Source organism: Bradyrhizobium cenepequi (assembly GCF_020329485.1).
GTDB lineage: Bacteria > Pseudomonadota > Alphaproteobacteria > Rhizobiales > Xanthobacteraceae > Bradyrhizobium > Bradyrhizobium cenepequi.
This window is the reverse complement of sequence record NZ_JAGKJI010000081.1, coordinates 1-19,868: the sequence shown is the minus strand read 5'-3', so window position 1 is coordinate 19,868 and position 19,868 is coordinate 1. Positions and strand designations below refer to the sequence as shown.

Here is a 19,868-nt window from a genome sequence, read left to right as displayed (position 1 = left end):
GTCGTCGGCCCGACGCCGACACGCTCGCCAACCACGCGCGTCGAGAGCCCAGCCTCAAGGCTCAACCTCACAATCTCGCGCACATGGCGCATGATAACCCTCCTCGTCGGCATCCAATTCTCCAAGCTGATTCCAGCCGGAGAAATGACCCAACGATCAGGCCTCACACCATCCGAAACTGCGCGCGATCAAATCGGAATGCTGCGCGGAGAATGCTCGGAATGCTGCGCGCGATCATTTCGGAACCCTGCGCGCCATCAACTCGGTACGGTGCGCACCATCATCTCGGAATCCGCAGAAAAGGCAATTAAGTATCATGTCCGCGAGCCGGGGAGGGGATGGGATGGATGGGGTGAGATCGAAGTCGCGCTTCAGCGCTGCAAATGCTATGGCGTGGCCGGTCTCGACGCGATTCTCATTCATTCGAAGAGGGACGTGATGCCGACCAGGTCAAGGCATTCACGCGGGCATGGCGGCAGCCTTGCCCCCGCTATCATCGTGCCGACCACCTATGCCTCGGCCGCGATCTCTTCCGGGAATAGCCGCCTGCCAGAGCGCCCAGAAGGGCTAGCGAGCCTTCTTCGGGCAATTGCCAGCCGATTGCTGAGAAGGTAATTCTGGATAGGATCGCTCGCCCTCAAGCTGTCATCCGTGCCGCCTGTTCTCACTCGCAGCGGCGTGATGTTGGCGATCGTGCTGGTCGCGGCCGCACCGAATGTGGCGCGTTGGACGATGCGTGCGTCACGCCGGAATACATTCCCTGAGCAACTTGGAGACGATTGATGAACATTGAGCGTCACGACGTCCTATTTGACGCGAGCCATCCTCTGCCGAGCAACTACCGTGCGCACCGGCACTCGGTTCATGCACGTCTGCTCGAGATCCTTCGCCAGAATCCGGGATGCCGCTTTCTCGAGATCGGCGTAGGACCGACCTTCAGGCAGGAACGGTTCAGGACCATCGACGACCTCGGCATCCACTATGTGGGGTTGGACTTCAAACACGTTTGCGCCGAACGCCGGGCCGACCTGGCCGCGGCCGGAATCGCCGATCGAAACATCAGGTTTCTGGGAACTCACGTAGGAACATACCTGTTCAACCTGATCAGGTTGGCCAGGAATCGGGAGACTTTCGATATCATTTATCTCGACGGTAACCACTCGATCTATGTAGATCTGGCGGCTGCCATCGCAGCGGTACGGCTGTTGAAGCCTGGCGCCCTGTTCCTCTTCGATGATGTGAGGTTTGCCTTCGGAAAGAGGCATCTGATCCAGGCAGTCGCTCAACATGCGGATGGCGACGCGACTGAGGACTTGAGAGGATCAGGCCAACGAACCTCACGTCACGATCATCATCCGCGACTATCTGATCCCCTTGTTCAGCTTTGAGGTGGAGCGCTCGTGGTCGGATCCTGATTGGATCGCACTCCGAGCCCCTAATATAAGTCCGCTCTGTGGATGCAGATATGACGGTTCTCGCGCTATTCGGCTCCTCGATTGTCGTCAACGGCCGATAACGGACGACCGGCTGGGTTGATCTTGGTATGCGTAAAGTTGCGGTCACGGTTGTTCGTATCCTTAAGCCTTCTACCATCGATCGTAAGTCGAGGACTGTAAGAGGCCTATTTGCCCGGGATGGCGTCACGAACCCGATCGGAGGATCTCGGTCTTGCGAGGAGGCCTTGAATATCTCGATCCAGAGACCCGTTCGCCCTTTCGGCTCCAGCGGTTAAAGCGGTTGTAAATTCTCGTGTGGCACCGTATTCCGCCGGACAATTCCGCCGGCAGACCCTGACGGCCGCATATGCACGATGCCGCTGATCACCCACCAGTCCTCCACCGATGCGCGCCACGCCGGCCAGGTGGCAGTAGGAGACAAGGCCCTTCCCAGTGCGTGTCACTCAATCAGTAAAGCTCCTTGCGCATCAAAGTTTCCATCAATCCAATGCCTTGAATCACTACTTGGCAAACCTGAGCGTCCTTATGGATGCCACTCCATGCCATGCATCGCAGCGGCGCTGTCGCATCTCCGACGTATGTCGTAGTGACTCGAGCAGCCATTCTCAGCAAATCTGCACAAGCGTCTGTTTCACTTGCCAGATGTTCGAGAACGCCCGAATTGGTATGACACTTGCTATTCTCACTCAAACTCCAGTTCCGGGGGTCCGAGAAGCGTATGCACAATGCCATCTGAATCAAGCAGGAGTTCTAAAATCGTCGATTGCCGCAAAATGCCGGTGGTCCTGCAGAGAAAAAATGAAACTCGACACGCCTGTGGTCCCTCACTTCTTATGTGCTCCGCTTGGCCTGGTGGAAAGCGAGAATGTCGGAGGCAGATTAAGCTCGGGTGTGAGAGTGCAGGGAGGTAAAATGGATTAAGCCGGAGATATCGGGGAGGTAATCGAGTTCGCGTGAAGTCCGCAACGTAGGTTAGCAATCCTGACGTCAAAGAGCCGAGCGCACGGCAAGCCTAACACCCTTTGATGGAGTTTCTAAGCCTGGAAAGAAGGCAGCCATATGCGCAAGTTGCCGATTCTGAAAAGCCTTCACCTTTTCGAGGCGGTGAGCGAGTTTCCAAGCTTCTCAAAGGCAGCAGAAGCACTAGGCATGACTCACGGGGCGGTGAGCTACCAGATGCGGATTCTCGAAGATTGGTTCGGGAGGAGGTTGTTCATTCGCCACAAGTCGGGAGTTTGGCTTACGTCCGATGGCGAACGGCTGAAGCGCTGCTGTGCGAGCGCGTTCGCAATGCTTGAGCAAGGATGCTATGAACTGCGAGCGCGAGATGCTGGAAACAGCGTGGTGGTAGGGTGCTCACCTACATTTCTATCGCACGGTCTTTTGCCTCGGATCGGTACATTTCGGCAGGCGCATTCGGATGTCGAGTTTGACTTCAAAACGGATGCTGATCTAAACGCGCTGACTGTTGGTGCCGTGGACGTATTATTCGTTCGCGGTGTATTGAAGCAACCGCATCCTGTCGGTGCAGCACACGTGTCCAACGAGATAATCGGCCCGGTATGTGCGCCAACTTCACCTTACCTGATGAAAAGTCCGGAAGATATTTTGTCAATTCCCTTACTGCATGAATCGCCTAAGTTGGAAGCTTGGAACGAATGGGCCAAGGCCACTGCAACATGCCTGCGAGAACCGCGTGATATTGTCTTTGACACATTTTCGTTAGCTATCGAGGCGGCGAAAAGCGGCCTTGGACTTGCCATATCGCCGAAGGTGTTGGTCAGAAGCGACCTTGAAAAGGGAGAGCTTGTGGCTCCGTTCGGCTTCACGCCCGTTGAGCGCTCAATCTATATGTTTGTCAACGAACACGCGCGAAATAGAGCTGCAGTTAAAGAGTTTCGGTGTTGGGCAATTGCAGAAATCCTTAGCTGAAACATTTTGAGAGCCACTTCTAGCGAGGTGCCAACTAGATGGCCAGGGAAAGCAGTTTTTCTGAAATCTCAGATGAAGCGGCTCCATTCGATACGTTTCTTCCTCGCAACTTCCGCCACGTTAATGGTAGGTGTGCGGTTCAGGCGAGAGAGGCGACCTGCGGTCATTTCCCAGCTAGGGCGGGGCTCTTAATCTGCTGTTGTGCATGCTATACAAAATGCAGCGAGTTCGTTCGGGCGCTTCGATCATACTGTGGTTACCGCAAGCCCGAAGTACCTCGCGCGGCAGAGCTTGCGTTGGATAGCATAGCAGGCTGTAACCGCGCTTTTCGCTCATGTCGGTAGCTAGCGGATGCGCGTACGGCTTGAATGGCGCTTGCATCGATCAGGTCCTCACGGATGGGGTTCTGGAAATCCGTGCCGCACAGCGAGCAGCTTAAGGATCGCAGCCGGATCGTCGATATAGGCGCGGCCGTTCACAAATGCTGCATTCGGCGGTACCGCGCTTCCATTGTCCAGAATAAGTACGGGCACAGACTGATGGTCGACGCCGAGCCTCTCGATAAGCTCAGCCCGCGGCCGCGGCCAAGCAATTCGATGAACCTCGATGTTGGTGCGCCGGCTTGGGAATGCGGATAGAACCCCCTCTATCAAGGCACAGTGCCAGCAATAGAATTCCTTGCCTGGAAATGCCGGATCTTCAAAGGTTGGTTTCAGAAGAAATAACTGATCCCGTGGCATGGGATGATCTCGGATCCATCTCTTCCGCGCTGTCGGGTGTGATATTCGAGAGTGCGCTATAGCGAAAGTAGCGACGCCGAAAGCGAGGAATGCGCTACCCGCACACATCAGCACGATCTTCCCGAAAGAGAGTGCATCACCCAGAATCGAGAAAATGATGCCGTTGCTTGCCACGCCACCGTAGGTACAACATTGAAACAGGCCTGAAAGGCGACCCGCCCGATCCGGAGCCACTGAGGACACCATATGCGTATGCGCGGAAACGGCGAATATTTGGCCCAGGCCCAGCATCACGCTGGAGGAGGCCACTACGAGAGGCAGGCCCGCGTCGAGTGACATAGCCACCAAGGATGCCGACATCAGCGCCGCCGTGCCGGCTATTGTTGGCAAGGCACCCAACGACGCGAAGAGCGGCTTGACGGATAGTGCGCCTAAAAGGCCGAAAGCGCCATTCGCCATGACAATGGTCAAAAGTACGCGTCTATCAAGCTCTCCTCCAGTCGTGGCACGTATCGCGGGATAGACGTTGATGATCCCCGCACCCACATTAAGAAGAAAAACTGCAAGGAGGGCTGGATAGAGCGGTGTCAAATCCAAGATGGTTCCGGAAGAAAGCGTTCCGACAGGACCGGCCGACCCTATTGAAGCCCGCTTGATTGCGAAGAGCACTATCTGGGAAAGCACTAGCGCCGCGATGCTAAGAGCAAGAACTCCAGGTAGGCGCAATCGGCCAGCGAGCATGGCGCCTGCGAACATTCCCACCAGATAGGTGAGCCACTCGATATTGGTAATATCGCGTAATACCGAGATCATACCATCTTCTGGTGTAATGAGCCGCAAGAAAGAGACTTGGGCCGACATGTAGACGGGTTGAACTATGCTCAAGACAGCGATCAAGGCGTAGGTCGAAAAGGAATCGATCTCGCTTGAATAAGAGATGGAAAGAAGCGCACAAATGCGAATGATATTGACAATCATCATGACCGTCAGCCGATCGCCTTTGTCGACGAGGGGTGACAAGAAGAGGCTGCCGAGCATGATAGGCGCAAAGATTACGGCAACTCCAATGCCCGCCGCAACCCTACTGGATTGAAGGAGGCCGATCAGAATGCCGATTCTGAATGCCCAACTACCGATCTGAGTGATAAGATACGATAGATACGTGAGTTGCCGTGTGCTCAAGCGGCCCATCGCTTAGCCAACCTTTGCACGGCCGAGCGCACGTAGTTGCAGCTGGTATACGACGTGACCCGGAAACGACGTAGAAAGATTGCCGCATTCGAGGACGTCCTCGATGTGACCTTTTTCGTGGCCTGCATGCCAGTGATAGATGGAGCCATTGTCGCTTTGTCCGGCGATGCATTGGCGCATCGATCGCTGGATCGAGGTTTGCTCGGGCAACGCGTGAATGTTCCAGCGAATTACCAGTGAGTCGGAAGAGGGTGCTGCCAGTCGGAGTTGGCAAAGGAGCAAATGCCGTGATGCCGTGTCCCGCGAGATATCGATAGAAAGAGGTCCTGAGGATGAGACGGGCGCCTCCGAGAAGGGCTGACAAGGTTGAGCCAGTCTGGCTAGCCTCGCTTGAGGCAGACGCGAATGAGAGTAAAAGCGGCCCGCCAAGTTGGACACAGAAACCCTCTGCTCGGTGGTCGGTCGGACAATAGCAGCCAGTGGTAGCTCGGCGGGGACCAATGGGCCGAATAGGAGTGCTGGGAAGCTCATCTCGCCCCAAGTTGTACCGTTCCAGCATTGACTATCCGAAATATGAACGCCGGTCGACGCCGGGAGAATATCGGCACAGTCTGCAGCGTGATAAACGTTCTCACAATCAGACGACAACAGCTCGAGACGCCCGATGTCCGCCTCAACTTGGTGTGCAGCCCTTTCGGGGCAGCTGCAACCCGGATTGACATGAACCCCAACGTCGGCAATCTGTTCGCAAATGAAACCGTAGTGCTTTGGCGCTTCGGACGGAGCCGGTCGGGCATCTTCACTGAACTTCAGTGTCGTAAGCGTCATTCTCTGGCTACACCGTATCATAAGGCCGCTCACTGGTAAGCGAGCAGGCGTATCGACTCGCTCGGAAACTGGCTCTAGGCGTGGGGAAGACGCTAGCCTCTCTCGCTGGGGACGGGGATCAGCTTGCCACACTCATGAGAATGTGTTCGTAGGTCGAGTTGTAATCCGGGTCACCGCCAATCTCGGCCGCGACCGAGGCATGGTGAAGCGACTTGTCTTGCTCACCCGCCTCGAAATACTCAATGGCCAGATTGTTGTGCGTAAGCGGGTGCCGCGGATCGAGTTCAAGTGCCCGAAGATAGTGTCCGATGCTCTCGCCAATGTCGCCAAGCTCGGAATATGCGAGACCTAGATTGCTTTGCAAATCGGCACTTTGGGAATTGATCTCAGACGCGGAGAGATAGGATTGTAGAGCAGCTTTCGCCTTGTCTTGCCCCATCAAAATGTTGCCCATCTCGAAGTGGGCTCGCCATTCGTTTGGCTTGATTGTAAGTGCTCTGTCGAGGTCCCTGAGAGCGCCAGCGGCGTCCCCCACTCTGGCGCGCAATTTGGCCCTGTTGAGATGGGCTTCGTAATAGGGCGGGCATAGCTCGATCGCGCGGGCATATCCCTCTAGAGCCTCTGCCTCACGGCCTGGTACTTTGGAAAGCAAGTTTCCCAAATCGTTCTGATATTCTCCGTAATAGGGATCGTAGGCGATGGCCTCGCGCAATTGCTTCTCGGCGCGATCCAGATCACGGACGAGTTCATACACCTGGCTGGTGTTGTAGATAAGAATCGACTGGTGAAGCTTGAAACGGTTGTCACCATAGATCTGAAGCATCTTCGCATGCCCTTCTGCGCAAAGAGCCAGCGCTTCATCGTACTTCTCCTGCCGTGCTTTGATGTAAGCATAAGCATTCTCGGCAAAAACCTTGATGTAATGATATTTCTCATGGTCTTTGAAGTCGCTCTCAATCGTCTCCAAATTGCGCAAGGCATACTCTTCGGCCACCGTCAAATCGACCGGTTGCTGATAGCGCCCATAAGTCATCGATTGGGCGTAGAGAACGGTTGGTGTGTATCGGCTCTTGGGGAAGGTATGGTAGAATTCATCGAGGTAGGGAACCGACACCCGCCCACAGCCGAGGGAATACAGCACGAATGCCGCGCTGATGAATGCCGCATTCACGGGGTCATCTCCTGATCCAAATGCGCGGAGCGCCGGATCAGCAAAAATCTCACCGAAATAACTAAACCATGTGTCATACAGTCCGATGCTTTGCAGGATCTCGCTCGGCTCGGCCAGTAATTCCAGCCGCTTGTATTTGTCCCGAATAGAGAGCGCATGAAGCATGACGAGCGGTGCCTCGCCCGGAAGAAATTGCTCTAGACATTTGCGGTGTAGCTGCTCGTGCAGATGATCTGCAGTCTTGTGATCGAAAATTGCATAGTTTCGCTGCGCGATCAGATCAGATGTGGTGCAATTGGACTCGATGTATGTTTTGAGAAGGCTCTGCCGTTCATCGCCGGGAAGACTCGCCAGATAGAGGTCCACCGTCGCTATTGGGTCCAGATAGCCAACGACCGGCAAGCCGGCAGCCTCACATTGACTCAAAGCCTGTGCGATTAGCGGATTTCCGCCACTGGCCTCATAGATCTGGCGTTGCTGTTCTAGAGCGCGGTCCTGACAAAAGATCGGCGCCAACTCCTCCGGACTATATCTGCCGAAGTGCAATTCGTTGGCACCGGGAAAGTAAAGGCGCTGTTCGTAGTCGATCAGGATGAATCGAAACAGAGACGCGCCGCTTTCCAGCCTAACGAGTAATTTGATGAGGTTCTTGACCGAATTGGAAAGAGCAGAAGCACGATCGATGACAACCACGTGCCTTTGGTTCCGTTCCCATGCACATTCGATCAAGAATTCCGCTAACCCGACCAACAGCTTGTTTTGATACTCGTGATGGTAGAATCGTGTGCGCTCCTCTTTTGTCGACGTATTGGTCAGGTCCTTAGGTACGGTAAAGGCGTCGCTGTCCATGAGAGGGAATAGCCGCTTTAAGGATTGCTGGGTCGCTTCGATCAGTTGCGGCTTATTCTCAGCAGCCCATCTCAGTTCGGCGTCGACAACTTCTTGCAAACCTGCGAGGTAGCCACCGGTGCGCCAGTCGCCGTCTGTGATCGATGGGGCCGAACTTGAGTTGGAGAGTGCCGATTTGATCGTCGGTACGGGCGCCATTCCAGGTTCCGCCTTCAAAATCGTGATCGGGGTGGCGTCGACCGATGTCGAGATGGCAGAAACGATGCGGGACTGGATCAACTTGGGCATTCCACTCTCCTGGACCTGTCACAAAGGAGGGTGGTTGAAATACCACCCTCCCTGCTTACTCAACACGGAGCCTTTCACAAAGGAGGGTCGTTCAAGGCGACCCAATCCCACAGTTTAGACCGTTCCCTTGTACGGAGTGGTGGTACGGATAGTAGTCTTGATTTCAGCAACCTTCTTTTTCATCGCGCTCTCCTTTCTTGCCATGCATGAGCCAATGAGCGAACGCTCGGTTGGTCGTGCAAGGTGAGCATAAAGAATCACAGCGCGAATCCGGAGCGAAATTCCTTCACAGCTGCTGCTAAAGAAATTCGCAACTGTCGGCATGTGAAGACTTGCCGCTAGCACCGCCAGATCGGCGCGACGAGGTAATCCATGTTGAACGGTTCAGGGCGCGACGGTGTCTTCCCGTCGGGAAGCGGACGGTAGACGCACAGGTTTTCCGTGGACAAATCGCCGGAAGAACGCGACGAAGTTCAAAATTGCACAACCGTCACGCGGCGAAACCATATCGGACGCGAAACTTGCGAACATCGAGTAATATAAAGCAATCCTTGTCGATTGCCCTTCGGCAGCTCTTATTCGCGCCACGAGCTCAATGCGGGTTTCGGCAAATCGGGGGCAGGCGTTGCGCCCATCGAATGCGCGGTCCACGAGTTGACAACGGGTGGAGACCCCCGGACAAGAGTCTTCATTCAATCTGATCAGGTCGGCCAGGCCCGGGGGAGACCTTTGATATCATCGATATCGACGGTAACCACTCATCTATGTGGATCTGGCGACCGCCATCGCAGCAGCACGGCTGTTGAAGCCTGCCGCCCTGTTCTCTCCGATGATGTGAGGTTTGCCTAGGTTTGCCTTCGGAAGGAGACATTTGATCCAGGCTGCCGCTCAATATGGCGGATGGCGTGGAGAGCAAGGAGTTGTACCCAGATGAGGCCAACGAACATCACGTCACGATCATCATCCGGAACTATTTGATCCTTTGTCAGCTTTGGTGGTGCCGTCGTGGTCGGATCCTGATTGGATCCCACTCCGAGGGCCGAGATCCGCTCCGTGGATGCGGATATGACAGTCCTCGGGCGTTTCGGCTCCTCGATTGTGGTCTACGCCCGGATCACGGACAATGCCGGCAGGTTCGTCTTGGTGCGTAAAGTTGCGGTCGCGGTTGTTCGCAGCCTCGAACTTACAAACCTTCCGGATCGCCGGCGCCTGGTCCTGTCGAAGATCCGTGATCGGCTTATAAGGAGCCGGCCGGCCAATCAGCCACATCACCTCGACATTACGCTCTTCGCGCTCCATGCGCGGGCTGAGGCCGAGATCGCGCAGCCGCTGCAGCCATCTTGTCCTTGGTGTGCTCGGCATGGCTTTCGTTCCTGAGCGAGTCGGGCACTTAAATTTTTTGCAAAACTGACCACCGCGCGACTTGCTAAATTGAACGAAGCCCATCCCGCTTCCTGTTGATGGCCTTGATGTCCCCAGCCAGGTCAGGATAGCGTTGCTGGTGAGTTCGCTGCCGTTGTCGCTGACCAGTATCCTCGGCTTGCCACGCTCAATCACCAGCCGCTCCAGTCCCGCGCCACCGAGTGCCGGAAACTAAGGTCTCGGCCACCAGCGCCAGGAACTCGCGCGCGCAATCATCGATCACGGCAAGGATGCGGAAGCGGCGCCCATCAGTTTGGATTCCTGCGTAATCGCTGCAAAAACGCTGAAGTTTTCCAACATTTGGCGCCTGTTTTGCAAGTTTGCAGGAAAACAAGCTGCTATCTCGATTAGAAAAGTCGTCCGAGTAACTAGATTGCTGATAGAGGTCGGTATTCCCAAAGAAATCAAGCCGCACGAATATCGCGTGGCTCTTGCGCCTGCGTCCTTCGAATATGCGGCCGCCGGTCACAGCGTGGTGGTCGAGACCAATGCCGGCGCTGGCGTTGGCGCAACGGACGCCAATTGTCGCAGGGCTCGTGCAACGATTCTCGACTCCGCTCGCGAGGTATTTGCATCGAGCGAGATGATCGTAAAGCTCGAGGAGCCACAGCCTTCCGAATGGGCGCAAGTGCGAGAAAACCAGACCCTCTTCACTTATCTGCATCTGGCACGTATTGTTGCCCAACTAAGACATCGCTGAGCAAATAACCAAATGAGCATCTACAGCGAGCCCGTATTTGCGACGGCGCGCGAGCATTTCATTCTAGGGGTCGTCCCTATCGGCGAGATGATGGCAGCCGAACGCCACGGCGCAGACGTGCAGCGGGACGTCGCCCGCTGGACGCTTGAACAGAAGCTGAAGAGTCTGCACGCGCGCGGCGCCACCGTCGAGGACCTGCTTTTCCGGGTGAGCTGCAGTCTGGCTGATCCCTTGCCGGCCGCGCGCTGCGGCGAGGGCGCTCCATGAGGGTCGACTGCGAGGTTCACGCCTTCCGCCGAGAGGACAGGCGGGCTGTGCCCGTCATCGACGGCGCCTTGGAACAGCTGGAAGGCGCCGCGCACGAGTGCGCGATCACCGGGCTGGTCCTGGTCCAGCCCGCGTTTCTGAGCGGCGACCCGACGGAGCTCTTCGCTCAGGCGAGCCAGGCCCGATTGCCGGTGCGGCTCATTCCGCCCCTCATGCAACCGCTGGCGCCTGAGGTCCTGGAGGCGTGGGGTCGATCAGGCGCCGTCGGTTTGGCGCTCACCCTCGAGGATCCCGATCCACTGGCCGAGTCCCTCGAGGCTGCCCTTCAGCTGGGCTTGCACTTGGAGGTGTCGGGCGGTGTCGAAGGACGTGAGCGCCTGGCAGAGCTGCTCCTGGCGGACGGCCATCGCCTGGTGTTCCGAGGCTTTGGACTTGCGGACAGCGCCCGCGATCCTTCCTGGGACCCGCGCCTGGAGCGGCTCCTGGCGCTCGCAAAGAGCGCCGACGTGTTCGTGAAGCTGTCGGGAATCGGACGCGTCCCAGATGGTTGGGCCCAGGCAGCGGCGGGCAGGATGCTGGACGACCTTGGGCCGGAACAGCTGATCTGGGGGTCCGAGTGGCCGCACGTGACAACCGCCCACGCCTATGCGCCATCCTATGCGCAGACCCTGGAGTGGCTTGAGAAGCTCGTCCCCGACGAGGACGCCCGAGGGCAGATCCTCGGCGAGACGTCTGCTGCCCTCTACGGGTTTCGGAGCGCAACAAGCAGCTCGGCACCGGCGTAGGTTGCACTATGAATGCAGGAATGCAGACTGGAGGTTATGGCTTGAGCGCTGATGCTTTGTCTGATCGATTTGCCGTCTTCGAGGTTTTCTTAAGACACCACGGGCGAAGGTGGTTGTGGTCGGTCTGCACGAGCGAAGGCACGCTGGTCATGACGGGCTCAAGGAGCAACCGATCCGCTGCCAGCTATGAAGCTAACAGGGCGCTTCTTCTGTTGCTCCTGAGCGCGCCGTATCGTTCGCGCCTTTTGGCTCGAGAGATCCAAGCCAACCAAGAGGCTCGCGCGCGGCGCTCGCTTCCGCCTAAATTTTAGAGCTAGTGACGCTTCGAAAAACGGCCCGTTCGTAAGCCGTTCCCGTCCGCAGACCCTAGATATAGGAGAATGGCTGGCGTTCGGCGCTTGCTAAAGGCTCCCTGATCGATGCTCGGTTTGTTCTCGGTCGAAGCGACGCTGTACCCAGCCACAGGAGAGACGATCGGCATGATCGCCTGGGCTCCGAGAAACGCCTCGCGGAGCCGGCAGATCGAGGCGGCCTATCAAGGCTCATAACCCGCATGGCAATACCCGTAGAACCAATAGCCGTTGGCAGGCCCTCAGTGAGAGGGCTCCTGGGAGGACAGGCCTTTACTTCAACTGCGGTGTGTCTCGACCCGGAGTTCGCGCGACCTAGACAGCGCGCCATTTTAGGGGTTGTGCGTTTTGCTCCTCAGAAATCCAGAGCGACTTTCAAGCGAGCTTTATCAAGGCGATGCCTGAGTGCAGTGAGTCTGTTAGCGAACTCGGTCAAGTCGCGAACACCGAAAACGAATTCATCGAGTGCTTCCTGTTGTGTAGCGACGCTCGCGAGATGCTTGCAAGTCTTGTCCGTCAGCGACATCTGTACGACCCGGGCATCGCTTGTCGAGGGCTTACGCCGCAGGAGGCCTTTTTTCTCTAGTCAGCGTTTTCGCGACCAGTCGGATCCGGAAGATCGTGCGCTTGGTCTTGTCCAGCAGTTCTATCTGCCACTCCGCGTTTTCCTGAAGATGACGCGACACGCCGCTGATCATGTCGGCGCAGACGAGAGTCATCTCCTTCCAGGCGGCGTCGCGATCGGGAAACTCCACACCGTCATTGCAGATGCCGGTGCCGTCGACAGTTCGGATGCGAAAGAAAAACAGCGGCATGCTAGCAGCTTTGATTGGGTCGTGACGAATGAAGAGTCGACGTGCATCAATGTTGACACCAGGTTGACCGGAACACCGTTTCCTCTGTCCAGGTCTGCCAGGGCCATCAAGATCATCCACTGCGGCCCAGTGATGCCAAGAACGTTAGCCTGGAATTGGCGAAGTTCTTCCAGATACACATTGATGGATTTGATCTCCCACTTGAATCGCCGGACCACCTCCTGACTCTCAGCAGAGCAACTGCTGACCTCTCTTGCTTGGCTAGGCAAATCCGGCGGCATCGTCTGTCAGGGTTTCCATGCGTGGCTTGTTTCCTCTTAGCGCAAATTAAAAATAGGGACAATGCCGCCGGAGGAAGCAGATCAAATCGTTGGTACGCTTCGGACAAAAGTGAAGCGTCACGAATAACAGCGACGGAATTAAAGACGCGTTCAGTACGTTACGTACAGACTTATTGCTTCACTAGATCATCGATCCAAGTGATGTTGATACTGGCGGCTTGTGCGTTGACCTGGATCAAACAGCGGGGCGTTATGAGATCGATAGTGCTCGACGAAGGTGAGACGCGCGAACGCATTGTAAGTAGCGTCGCTTGCTTCGACGACCTTCTCTTTGCAAGGGGCGGGCGGTCCGTTGTCGTGCTGGACGGCCGACAGATATACCCGCCTCGGCGGAAGGTGTTTGATTGGGCTCTATTGATTGTGCTCTTATGGCGAAGAATTCTCACGACCCGTCCAAAGACGACCTGCTGAACGCGGAGAGAAAAGTCACTCCAGGGACACGACGCTTCCTTTACGCCGGTATTTCGCTTCTAGCCTTGGCTGCGGTGGTCCTGTCGGGGAATAAAGCGCCAGGAGCTCTCCTCGGTGTCGCGACTATCTTAGTCGTCCTGGCGACGATCGTTTCGCTTCTCACTTCTGCACTGGCCAGGCGGCACTCTATGCCGGCATTACTATCCTTGTGGGCTGTGCTGAGCATCTCAATACTCGTTGCGCTTCTCTTCCTGTCATCTCTTTTCCTCGGGATCCCGGAAAGAGGGGCAGTTTTCGTGGCTAGGCTGCTTGGGGACCCGCGCCTCGCTATCTCTTCAAGCAACGCCTCAGCTGTCGTCATCGAGTCGGAAAAAGAGACCCTGCCAGATGTATTCCAGCAATGGTGGTCGATTGATCTTCCGGACCAGTGAGCCAGATCGTTACAGTACTTTGATTACATTCACCACAAGGGCGGAGCCGGTGGAGGGCACTGGTGGCAAGGGTGGCCCGGGTGGCGACGAGGGTCCACGTGGACACGGTGGAGGATATGGCCGGAGGCCAGGCTGGTCCGCCCGGATCCGCTGGAAAGCCAGGGAGCAATGGTCAGGAGGGATCGCCCGGAAAGGACGGTAGTTTTACAAAACGGCCCTTGTAAGCGTTCCTCCATTTTCATCCTGGCGCGCGACGGCACCGGCACGAAACGGGGTCCACCGCGTGCAATCAGCGAACTTTGCAGTCAGGTACAGAAATCGGCGCGGATGACCAACGGGGAGGGCAGCCCAAGCGCGGAAGACAATGACCGGGTCCCGCTTCAAAGGCAACCATGGGGCTCTTATTTGGGCTTCCCGCGGGAGGCTTTCGCTGCGAGGTCCAGCTGCTCGATGGCCGATAGGCCAGCGAAAGGCCGTTTGCCAACTGTACGTGGATGTATGGATCAGCCGACAGGTTGAAGTTTCGAGGTGACTCGATGGGATCCAGATCGATGTGGTGAATAGACGCAGAGCGGTAGTTAAGCGCAAATCTGTGGACCACATGACGGAGCGGCTCGTCAGCCGAGAGCGCAGCCGCCAGCTGCACTGGCCGCTGCATCTGTCGAGTTAGCAAGAAGGGGCCTGATCCTGAAACCAGAGAGGAAAAAGGGCGACGCGACCCACAGGCGAGAAAAAGCATCCCGTAAAAGCCGCTGACCGGTATTGCGGCCCTGAGTCCCGCTGCGGCGATTCCGGTTCGCACCTGCTGCATCAGGACAGGCCTCCTAGTCCAGCATCATGTCACCGGTGCGTAAGGCTCGGGCGCACCGATCTATGGCCGGGTCCGAAGCCGATAGCTTCCCAGTTTCGACGTGGCCGCATAGACGCCAGCTTGCATCGCCGATTTCCAGGCGAACGTCGTACCACTGGCTCGATCCATCCAGCGTCAGCCGCTCGCGATGACTTGCGCCTGCACTGATGGACAGCCGCCGGTCGGTCGCGGCGTAACCGTCCGTAAGACGAGCGATCACTGGCCCACCAGCATTGACGATGTCGATCACAAGCGAACCATCTTGACGGACATGCCGCGCTCTCACACCGGGGCTGACACGTGCAAGCCCGCGAAATTCGCGCATGAATCCGTTGGGTCCATCGACCCGAAGAGCATAAGGCGCGCCAAATGCAATGCTCGATCGGGCATTGAGCGAACGACCCGGCTCCAGCGTGTAGCGTCGCGGCGGCGCCTCTTGCGTCATGTCCTGAACCCGCAAGGCGACACCGATTGCGCCATCGTTACGGAAGCTGAGCCGCACGCCGTCAGCTTCGATATCTGCGTCCACGGCGACATCGTAGGCCAAGGGCCGTGCGGGCCGGGGTCCTGTCTCGACCATAGGCGGGGGAAAGCGCGCTGGCGCCTGCGGGAACGGCTTCGCCTCGAAATGGGCCTTATAGCTATCGAAATCCCGCTGATCGGGCAGCGGCGCGAAAGCGTCGAGCATTGCCAGATCTGAGGCTGCGCTTTCGTTCGGCGTTGCGAAATCGAAGAGGCTGGTCAGATCGCCACACACGGCGCGGCGCCATGGGCTGATATTCGGCTCGTGAACCCCGAACCGCGCTTCGAGAAAACGGATAATCGAGCTGTGGTCGAACACTTCGGAATTCACGAAGCCGCCCCGGCTCCAGGGCGAAATCGCGATCATGGGCACCCGGACGCCCAGGCCGAAGGGCTTGCCGTCGCCATGCGCTTCGCCGGCGACCGATGTGGTGCTTATCCCTTCGCCCCGATGCAGGGGCGGCGTGGGGGGCACGACATGATCGAAAAATCCGTCATTCTCGTCATACATCAGGAGAAAGACTGTCCGGCTCCACACCTCGGGGTTCGCCGTCAAAGCATCGAGAATGCGGGCAATATATTCGACGCCATTGGCCGGCGGCCACGAAGGGTGCTCGCAGAAAATGCGTGGCGGAAAGATCCATGAGACCAGGGCGAGCGTGCCCATCAGCACGTCGTCCTTCAGCGTTTCCAGCCGTCGTGGGGCTACCCCGAACTCATGGAGCGGATCGCCTGGGCGGGCCCGCTGAAAAGCCTCGAAGGCAAGAAGCATGTTCATGCCGCCGTCGCTGTCGTCATCGCTGTCCGGATCAGCGCCCTGGCGATAGGCGCGCCAGCTTACACCGGCCTGCTGGAGGCGCTCCGCATAAGTCACCCATCCGCGACCGAATACCTTGCCGGTCGGGGTCTGGGTGATGTTGTCGTTGTTGACCACCGGCCCACCCCCGCGACCGAAGGGGTCGACACAGCCAGTAAGAAGATAGAGGCGGTTAGGACATGTCGGCCCGAGCAGGGAGGAGAAGTAACTATCCGCGACCGTAAAGCTGTCGGCGAGCGCGAAGTGATAGGGAATCTCGTCGCGCGTCAGACAGCCCATGGTGAGCGGTGACTTGGCCGGAATCCAACGATCGTAGCGACCACTGTTCCAGGCGTCATGCCCGGTCTGCCGGTCGTGGTTCAGGCTTTGCATCAACTGAAAGTTCGTGCGCTCCGTATCGAACCGGAAAGGATGCACGGGATGGCCATTACGATCACGCTGGCTCCACACAGATCCGCCCATCGGCAGCGGGATCGGATGCGGATCGGCAAAGCCCCGCACGCCGCGCAAGGTTCCGAAATAATGATCGAAGGATCGGTTTTCCTGCATCAGGATGACGACATGCTCGACATCCTGAATGGTGCCGGTGCGTTGGTGTGCTGGCGTGGTTGCGGCTCGTGCGAGGGCCGGGGCGAACAATGCCGCAAGCGTGGTCTGGGCAAACCCGCCCAGGACGGCGCGGCGATTGAACAGATTGGAGGGCCTTCAAAACTCGACACCTGGCGGGAAGCAACGCGCCGCCCCCCGCCAGTCACCACGTCAAAAACGGAACTGGGCGCCGACCTGGAATGAGCGGCCATCCTGAATGCTGGTGTTCAGCAGCCCCTGGCTGGTTTTCTCGCGCCACCAGCCATATCATAGGAGCCCCTGCACATTTGCTAGTTCGAAATCGTTCGAGCGAACAGTCGTCTTGCGGTGATGCTCAGTTTGGTATTTGGAAGATATCAAGGGACCTCGCCTCTTCAGTCAAAACTTGTAGGAGGCCTGCAAGAACGTGCCCCATCGCTCCATACTGTACTTCGCAGGTCCAGGTCCAGTGACGGCGCCGACACCGTCGCATCCGGTGCATGTCACATCGCTGTCCTTCTTGGTCCACATGCCCCAATAACGACCACCGATACCAACGCTGAAATTGCTGGTGATGAAATACGATAGAATTCCCTCCATCTGCACCCCGCCACCACCATTCCCACGTTGATCGGCGAAGGTTGTAATGGGGCGCAAGAGATGATTGTCGCGGCCCTTGAAATTGGTCCAAGGCAGGTAAGCAACGTCGGCGCTCACGTGCCAACGATCGAGAAACATGGTCTCGGCGCTAAGGCCGACACGCGGCGCATTCCAATCGGTATCCTGGCTGCCAATGATTCTGTTGTCGCCCGTCGTCAAGCACGGAAAAAGGGAGCTGGCAATCTGCACGCATCCTGGCGTGTCCGACTTCTGGCCGTATTGAGTCGTCCAGCCGACGAACCCGCCGACCTTGTAGCTGCTGCTTCGCAGAAAATCGTAGCCGACATCGGCCGTGGAGTACATGAATCTTCCGTTCGCCTGGCCCGATATCGAATTGCTATAGGACACGGAGCCCAAGAATCCCCAGTCTTCATCGTTGATGCTTCCACCATTGAAGCGCCCGATCCCAACATTGCCCTTCACGAATATTCCCCAGGGGCTGTCAAGGCGTCCGAACAATTCCCCGGAAAATCCATCGAGCCCCTGATAAGTGAGTCTTGATACAAGACTAGTGGGATCTGCAAGAATCGCGGGGGCACGGCGCTGGCGTCCCATTGAAATCTTCCCCGGCTGAGCCACAGCCGTGAGCCCCCTTCGAATGACCAACCGGCGACGTAAGCCGTCGGCGGCGCATTGACGATCCCCTTTGTCGCGTAGACCGACGCATCGGACCATCCGGGCGCTGACGGGTCAGCATCAAAATGATAGTTCAGACCGACCTTCCCAATGTGATAACGGCTGGAGAGGTTGGATGTGTCGGCTGGGCGAATTGCAAGCGGCGGAAACTGCACAGTGGGAGCGGTCGCTACGCTGGGCCCGCCAAAGCCCAGATAGTCGTATTCAAAGTTGAGAGACCATGCAGGCGTGAGCGTTTGCTCAACGCCCGCCCCGATGATACCACCGATACGACCATAGTCGAAATGTGTTGCCCCCTGTGGAGCCAAGCCAGAGAGTTCGTTATTGTTGACGATGTCGCCGCGGTTACGTTGCCAAGCAACACCTCCTTTGAGGTAGGCCAGAGTGTGATCCTGCGGGCCAAAAGCATAGCCCACGCGACCGGTGCCGGTGAGAAGAATGTTTGGACTTGCCTTGCAGCTTGCGCTTACAACAAAGCCAGAGGCGACAAGGCAGCTGTTTGTACCGTCCGAGACAACACGGCTTGCGTCCAGTTCGACGCCAAAGACCCAGTTGTCCTTCCAATTGTAGCCAATCTGGCCGCCAACCAAGAATGCAGGCGTGTCAGTGACGTCGCCGTAGATTGATGGACCGTACGGATCACTGAAGATCGTCCGCCCATAACCACCGCCAACGTGTCCGCCAAGATATCCTCCGGTCCAATTCCACGGCGCCCGTGGGGTTTTCGCTGCCGCCTCGAGATCTGCCGCACTGGCGGCACCGCTTGCGACGGATGCAACTGTTGCGGCACCCAAAAGAAGAACTGCAGATCGCACATCAACCTCACAACGATACTTGTTGCCATCCTTATGTTGGCAGTCAGCCACTCACACAGTCACGTGTCCGTCGATGAACCGACCAAGTGCGACACTTCCGCTTTGGTCGGCTATCGCGCGATGATCGGCCTCAAGAGGCCTTATGAAGTATTCAAACGGCAGCGCGCTCTTCCGGTCGGCCGTCACAAACCTGATCGAACGTGACGTTCGCCGTTTGCGCTTCCCTCCGCCCGCAACTCCGCACTCTTTGTGAATTTCCTCACCGACGAATGCCATGCAGGACCTGGGCCATTCTGATGCAGCGGCACACTCGCTCTTTTTTCGAATGCGACGTCGCGCTCGCAACAACTTGTGTGGTTCTGGACATGAGACGTGATTATTTTCGAACAGAAGCACGAGTGGACGTCAAAGTGATTTGCCAGGTTCCCGCAAACCGTAGGCGCGTGCACTTGATATTTTTGGCTCGACCCTGGACGCACGCAGCAGGGGTCTGACGAATATTTTCTGCTGCCTAGACGGTGAGACGAGGTCCGTCGCCTAGCTTGAGCGAGGGTACCTCTTCTCGGATCTCAGGCCATTCAATACCCAGGCTCGAAAACAGGCGCGTCGAGGCAGTCCGACGGCGCTGATCTGCAATCGGAAAGGCGCTCAACGTCCTTGGCACCACTAGTGGCTCTGCACAGTGATTTTGACGGGTTGCGTGCAGCGGCAGTTAGATTAGCTCTGGCAGGGTTTTGGGATCAACGAGGACCTCGATGCTGCGAGGGGTCCTTGGCTGCCTTCTGATGAGGCCAGCTCGTTCCAGCGTTAGCACCATCTGGTGAACCGACGGCGGGCTGACGCGGAAATATTCCTGCATGTCGGTTTCGGCCGGGGGCCTGCGATGCAGGCGGGTATAGAGGTGGATAAAAGCCAGATACTGCCCCTGCTTGGGCGTGAAGGTTTTTGCCGTAAGACTCACGCCGGCCATCCGATTCAGTTGTTCGTGCGTGCCTCGAACGAGGAGGCACGCCATGAATGTAC

Annotated in this window: 14 protein-coding genes and 4 pseudogenes; 8 read left to right on the top strand and 10 right to left on the bottom strand. The window is 57.2% G+C overall.

The window, feature by feature from the left end; genetic code table 11:
- Window positions 1-90 precede the first annotated feature (90 nt).
- The 3 genes from J6497_RS38350 (at window position 91) to J6497_RS38340 (ending at window position 3,389) form a co-directional block, all read left to right on the top strand.
- Window positions 91-615 carry a hypothetical protein gene (locus tag J6497_RS38350; RefSeq protein ID WP_225709357.1) on the top strand — a complete coding sequence of 175 codons (525 nt, stop codon included), beginning with the start codon at window positions 91-93 and terminating at the stop codon, window positions 613-615.
- 167 nt (window positions 616-782) lie between these two features.
- A complete protein-coding gene (locus J6497_RS38345) occupies window positions 783-1,388 on the top strand; it encodes a class I SAM-dependent methyltransferase (RefSeq protein ID WP_225709356.1) in 606 nt (201 codons plus the stop codon).
- A gap of 1,128 nt (window positions 1,389-2,516) precedes the next feature.
- A complete protein-coding gene (locus J6497_RS38340) occupies window positions 2,517-3,389 on the top strand; it encodes a LysR substrate-binding domain-containing protein (protein WP_225709355.1) in 873 nt (290 codons plus the stop codon).
- Between the two features lie 392 nt (window positions 3,390-3,781).
- On the opposite strand, the gene J6497_RS41810 is transcribed toward J6497_RS38340, so the two are convergent.
- The 4 genes and pseudogenes from J6497_RS41810 to J6497_RS38325 all read right to left on the bottom strand — a co-directional run.
- Window positions 3,782-5,167, bottom strand: a complete 1,386-nt coding sequence (locus tag J6497_RS41810; RefSeq protein WP_312010452.1) for a DUF3088 family protein — start codon at window positions 5,165-5,167, stop codon at window positions 3,782-3,784.
- A 1,099-nt stretch (window positions 5,168-6,266) separates the two neighbouring features.
- Complete coding sequence (locus J6497_RS38330; protein ID WP_225709354.1) at window positions 6,267-8,456, bottom strand: tetratricopeptide repeat protein; 2,190 nt, start codon at window positions 8,454-8,456, stop codon at window positions 6,267-6,269.
- Window positions 8,457-9,602: 1,146 nt separating this feature from the next.
- Window positions 9,603-9,764 (bottom strand): annotated as a pseudogene (locus J6497_RS42490) (IS5/IS1182 family transposase); the annotation flags it as partial.
- A 171-nt stretch (window positions 9,765-9,935) separates the two neighbouring features.
- Window positions 9,936-10,134: pseudogene (locus J6497_RS38325) on the bottom strand (DDE-type integrase/transposase/recombinase); the annotation flags it as partial.
- A 123-nt stretch (window positions 10,135-10,257) separates the two neighbouring features.
- On the opposite strand from J6497_RS38325, the pseudogene J6497_RS38320 reads away from it, so the two are divergent.
- The 3 genes and pseudogenes from J6497_RS38320 to J6497_RS38310 all read left to right on the top strand — a co-directional run.
- Window positions 10,258-10,548, top strand: a pseudogene (locus J6497_RS38320) (alanine dehydrogenase); the annotation flags it as partial.
- Between the two features lie 42 nt (window positions 10,549-10,590).
- Complete coding sequence (locus J6497_RS38315) at window positions 10,591-10,845, top strand: hypothetical protein (protein WP_225709353.1); 255 nt, start codon at window positions 10,591-10,593, stop codon at window positions 10,843-10,845.
- A 47-nt stretch (window positions 10,846-10,892) separates the two neighbouring features.
- Entirely contained in the window at window positions 10,893-11,630 is a 738-nt protein-coding gene (locus J6497_RS38310) for an amidohydrolase family protein (RefSeq protein WP_225709352.1), read from the top strand.
- Between the two features lie 907 nt (window positions 11,631-12,537).
- Here the strand turns inward: J6497_RS38310 and J6497_RS38305 are convergent.
- Together J6497_RS38305 and J6497_RS38300 are read right to left on the bottom strand one after the other, a co-directional pair.
- Window positions 12,538-12,795 (bottom strand): DUF6894 family protein, encoded by a 258-nt coding sequence (locus J6497_RS38305; protein ID WP_225709351.1) that lies wholly within the window; start codon window positions 12,793-12,795, stop codon window positions 12,538-12,540.
- Window positions 12,796-12,797: 2 nt separating this feature from the next.
- A pseudogene (locus J6497_RS38300) lies at window positions 12,798-13,076 on the bottom strand (MarR family transcriptional regulator); the annotation flags it as partial.
- A 428-nt stretch (window positions 13,077-13,504) separates the two neighbouring features.
- On the opposite strand from J6497_RS38300, the gene J6497_RS38295 reads away from it, so the two are divergent.
- Window positions 13,505-13,978 carry a hypothetical protein gene (locus J6497_RS38295; protein ID WP_225709350.1) on the top strand — a complete coding sequence of 158 codons (474 nt, stop codon included), beginning with the start codon at window positions 13,505-13,507 and terminating at the stop codon, window positions 13,976-13,978.
- 824 nt (window positions 13,979-14,802) lie between these two features.
- Here J6497_RS38295 and J6497_RS38290 read toward each other — a convergent pair.
- Window positions 14,803-16,806: a phosphocholine-specific phospholipase C gene (locus tag J6497_RS38290; protein WP_225709349.1), complete on the bottom strand. Its 2,004-nt coding sequence runs from the start codon at window positions 16,804-16,806 to the stop codon at window positions 14,803-14,805.
- Here J6497_RS38290 and J6497_RS38285 point away from each other — a divergent pair.
- Window positions 16,690-16,959 carry a hypothetical protein gene (locus J6497_RS38285; RefSeq protein WP_225709359.1) on the top strand — a complete coding sequence of 90 codons (270 nt, stop codon included), beginning with the start codon at window positions 16,690-16,692 and terminating at the stop codon, window positions 16,957-16,959. The two genes, J6497_RS38290 and J6497_RS38285, sit on opposite strands and share 117 nt — an antisense overlap.
- A gap of 174 nt (window positions 16,960-17,133) precedes the next feature.
- Here the strand turns inward: J6497_RS38285 and J6497_RS38280 are convergent, their stop codons facing one another.
- The 3 genes from J6497_RS38280 to J6497_RS38270 form a co-directional block, all read right to left on the bottom strand.
- A complete protein-coding gene (locus J6497_RS38280; protein ID WP_225709348.1) occupies window positions 17,134-17,817 on the bottom strand; it encodes a hypothetical protein in 684 nt (227 codons plus the stop codon).
- Complete coding sequence (locus J6497_RS38275) at window positions 17,814-18,845, bottom strand: outer membrane protein (protein WP_225709347.1); 1,032 nt, start codon at window positions 18,843-18,845, stop codon at window positions 17,814-17,816. Before J6497_RS38275 ends, J6497_RS38280 begins: the two co-directional genes overlap by 4 nt.
- A 712-nt stretch (window positions 18,846-19,557) precedes the next feature.
- Window positions 19,558-19,868, bottom strand: a 311-nt coding sequence (locus J6497_RS38270) for a LexA family protein (RefSeq protein WP_312010451.1), incomplete at its 5' end; no start/stop codon positions are given.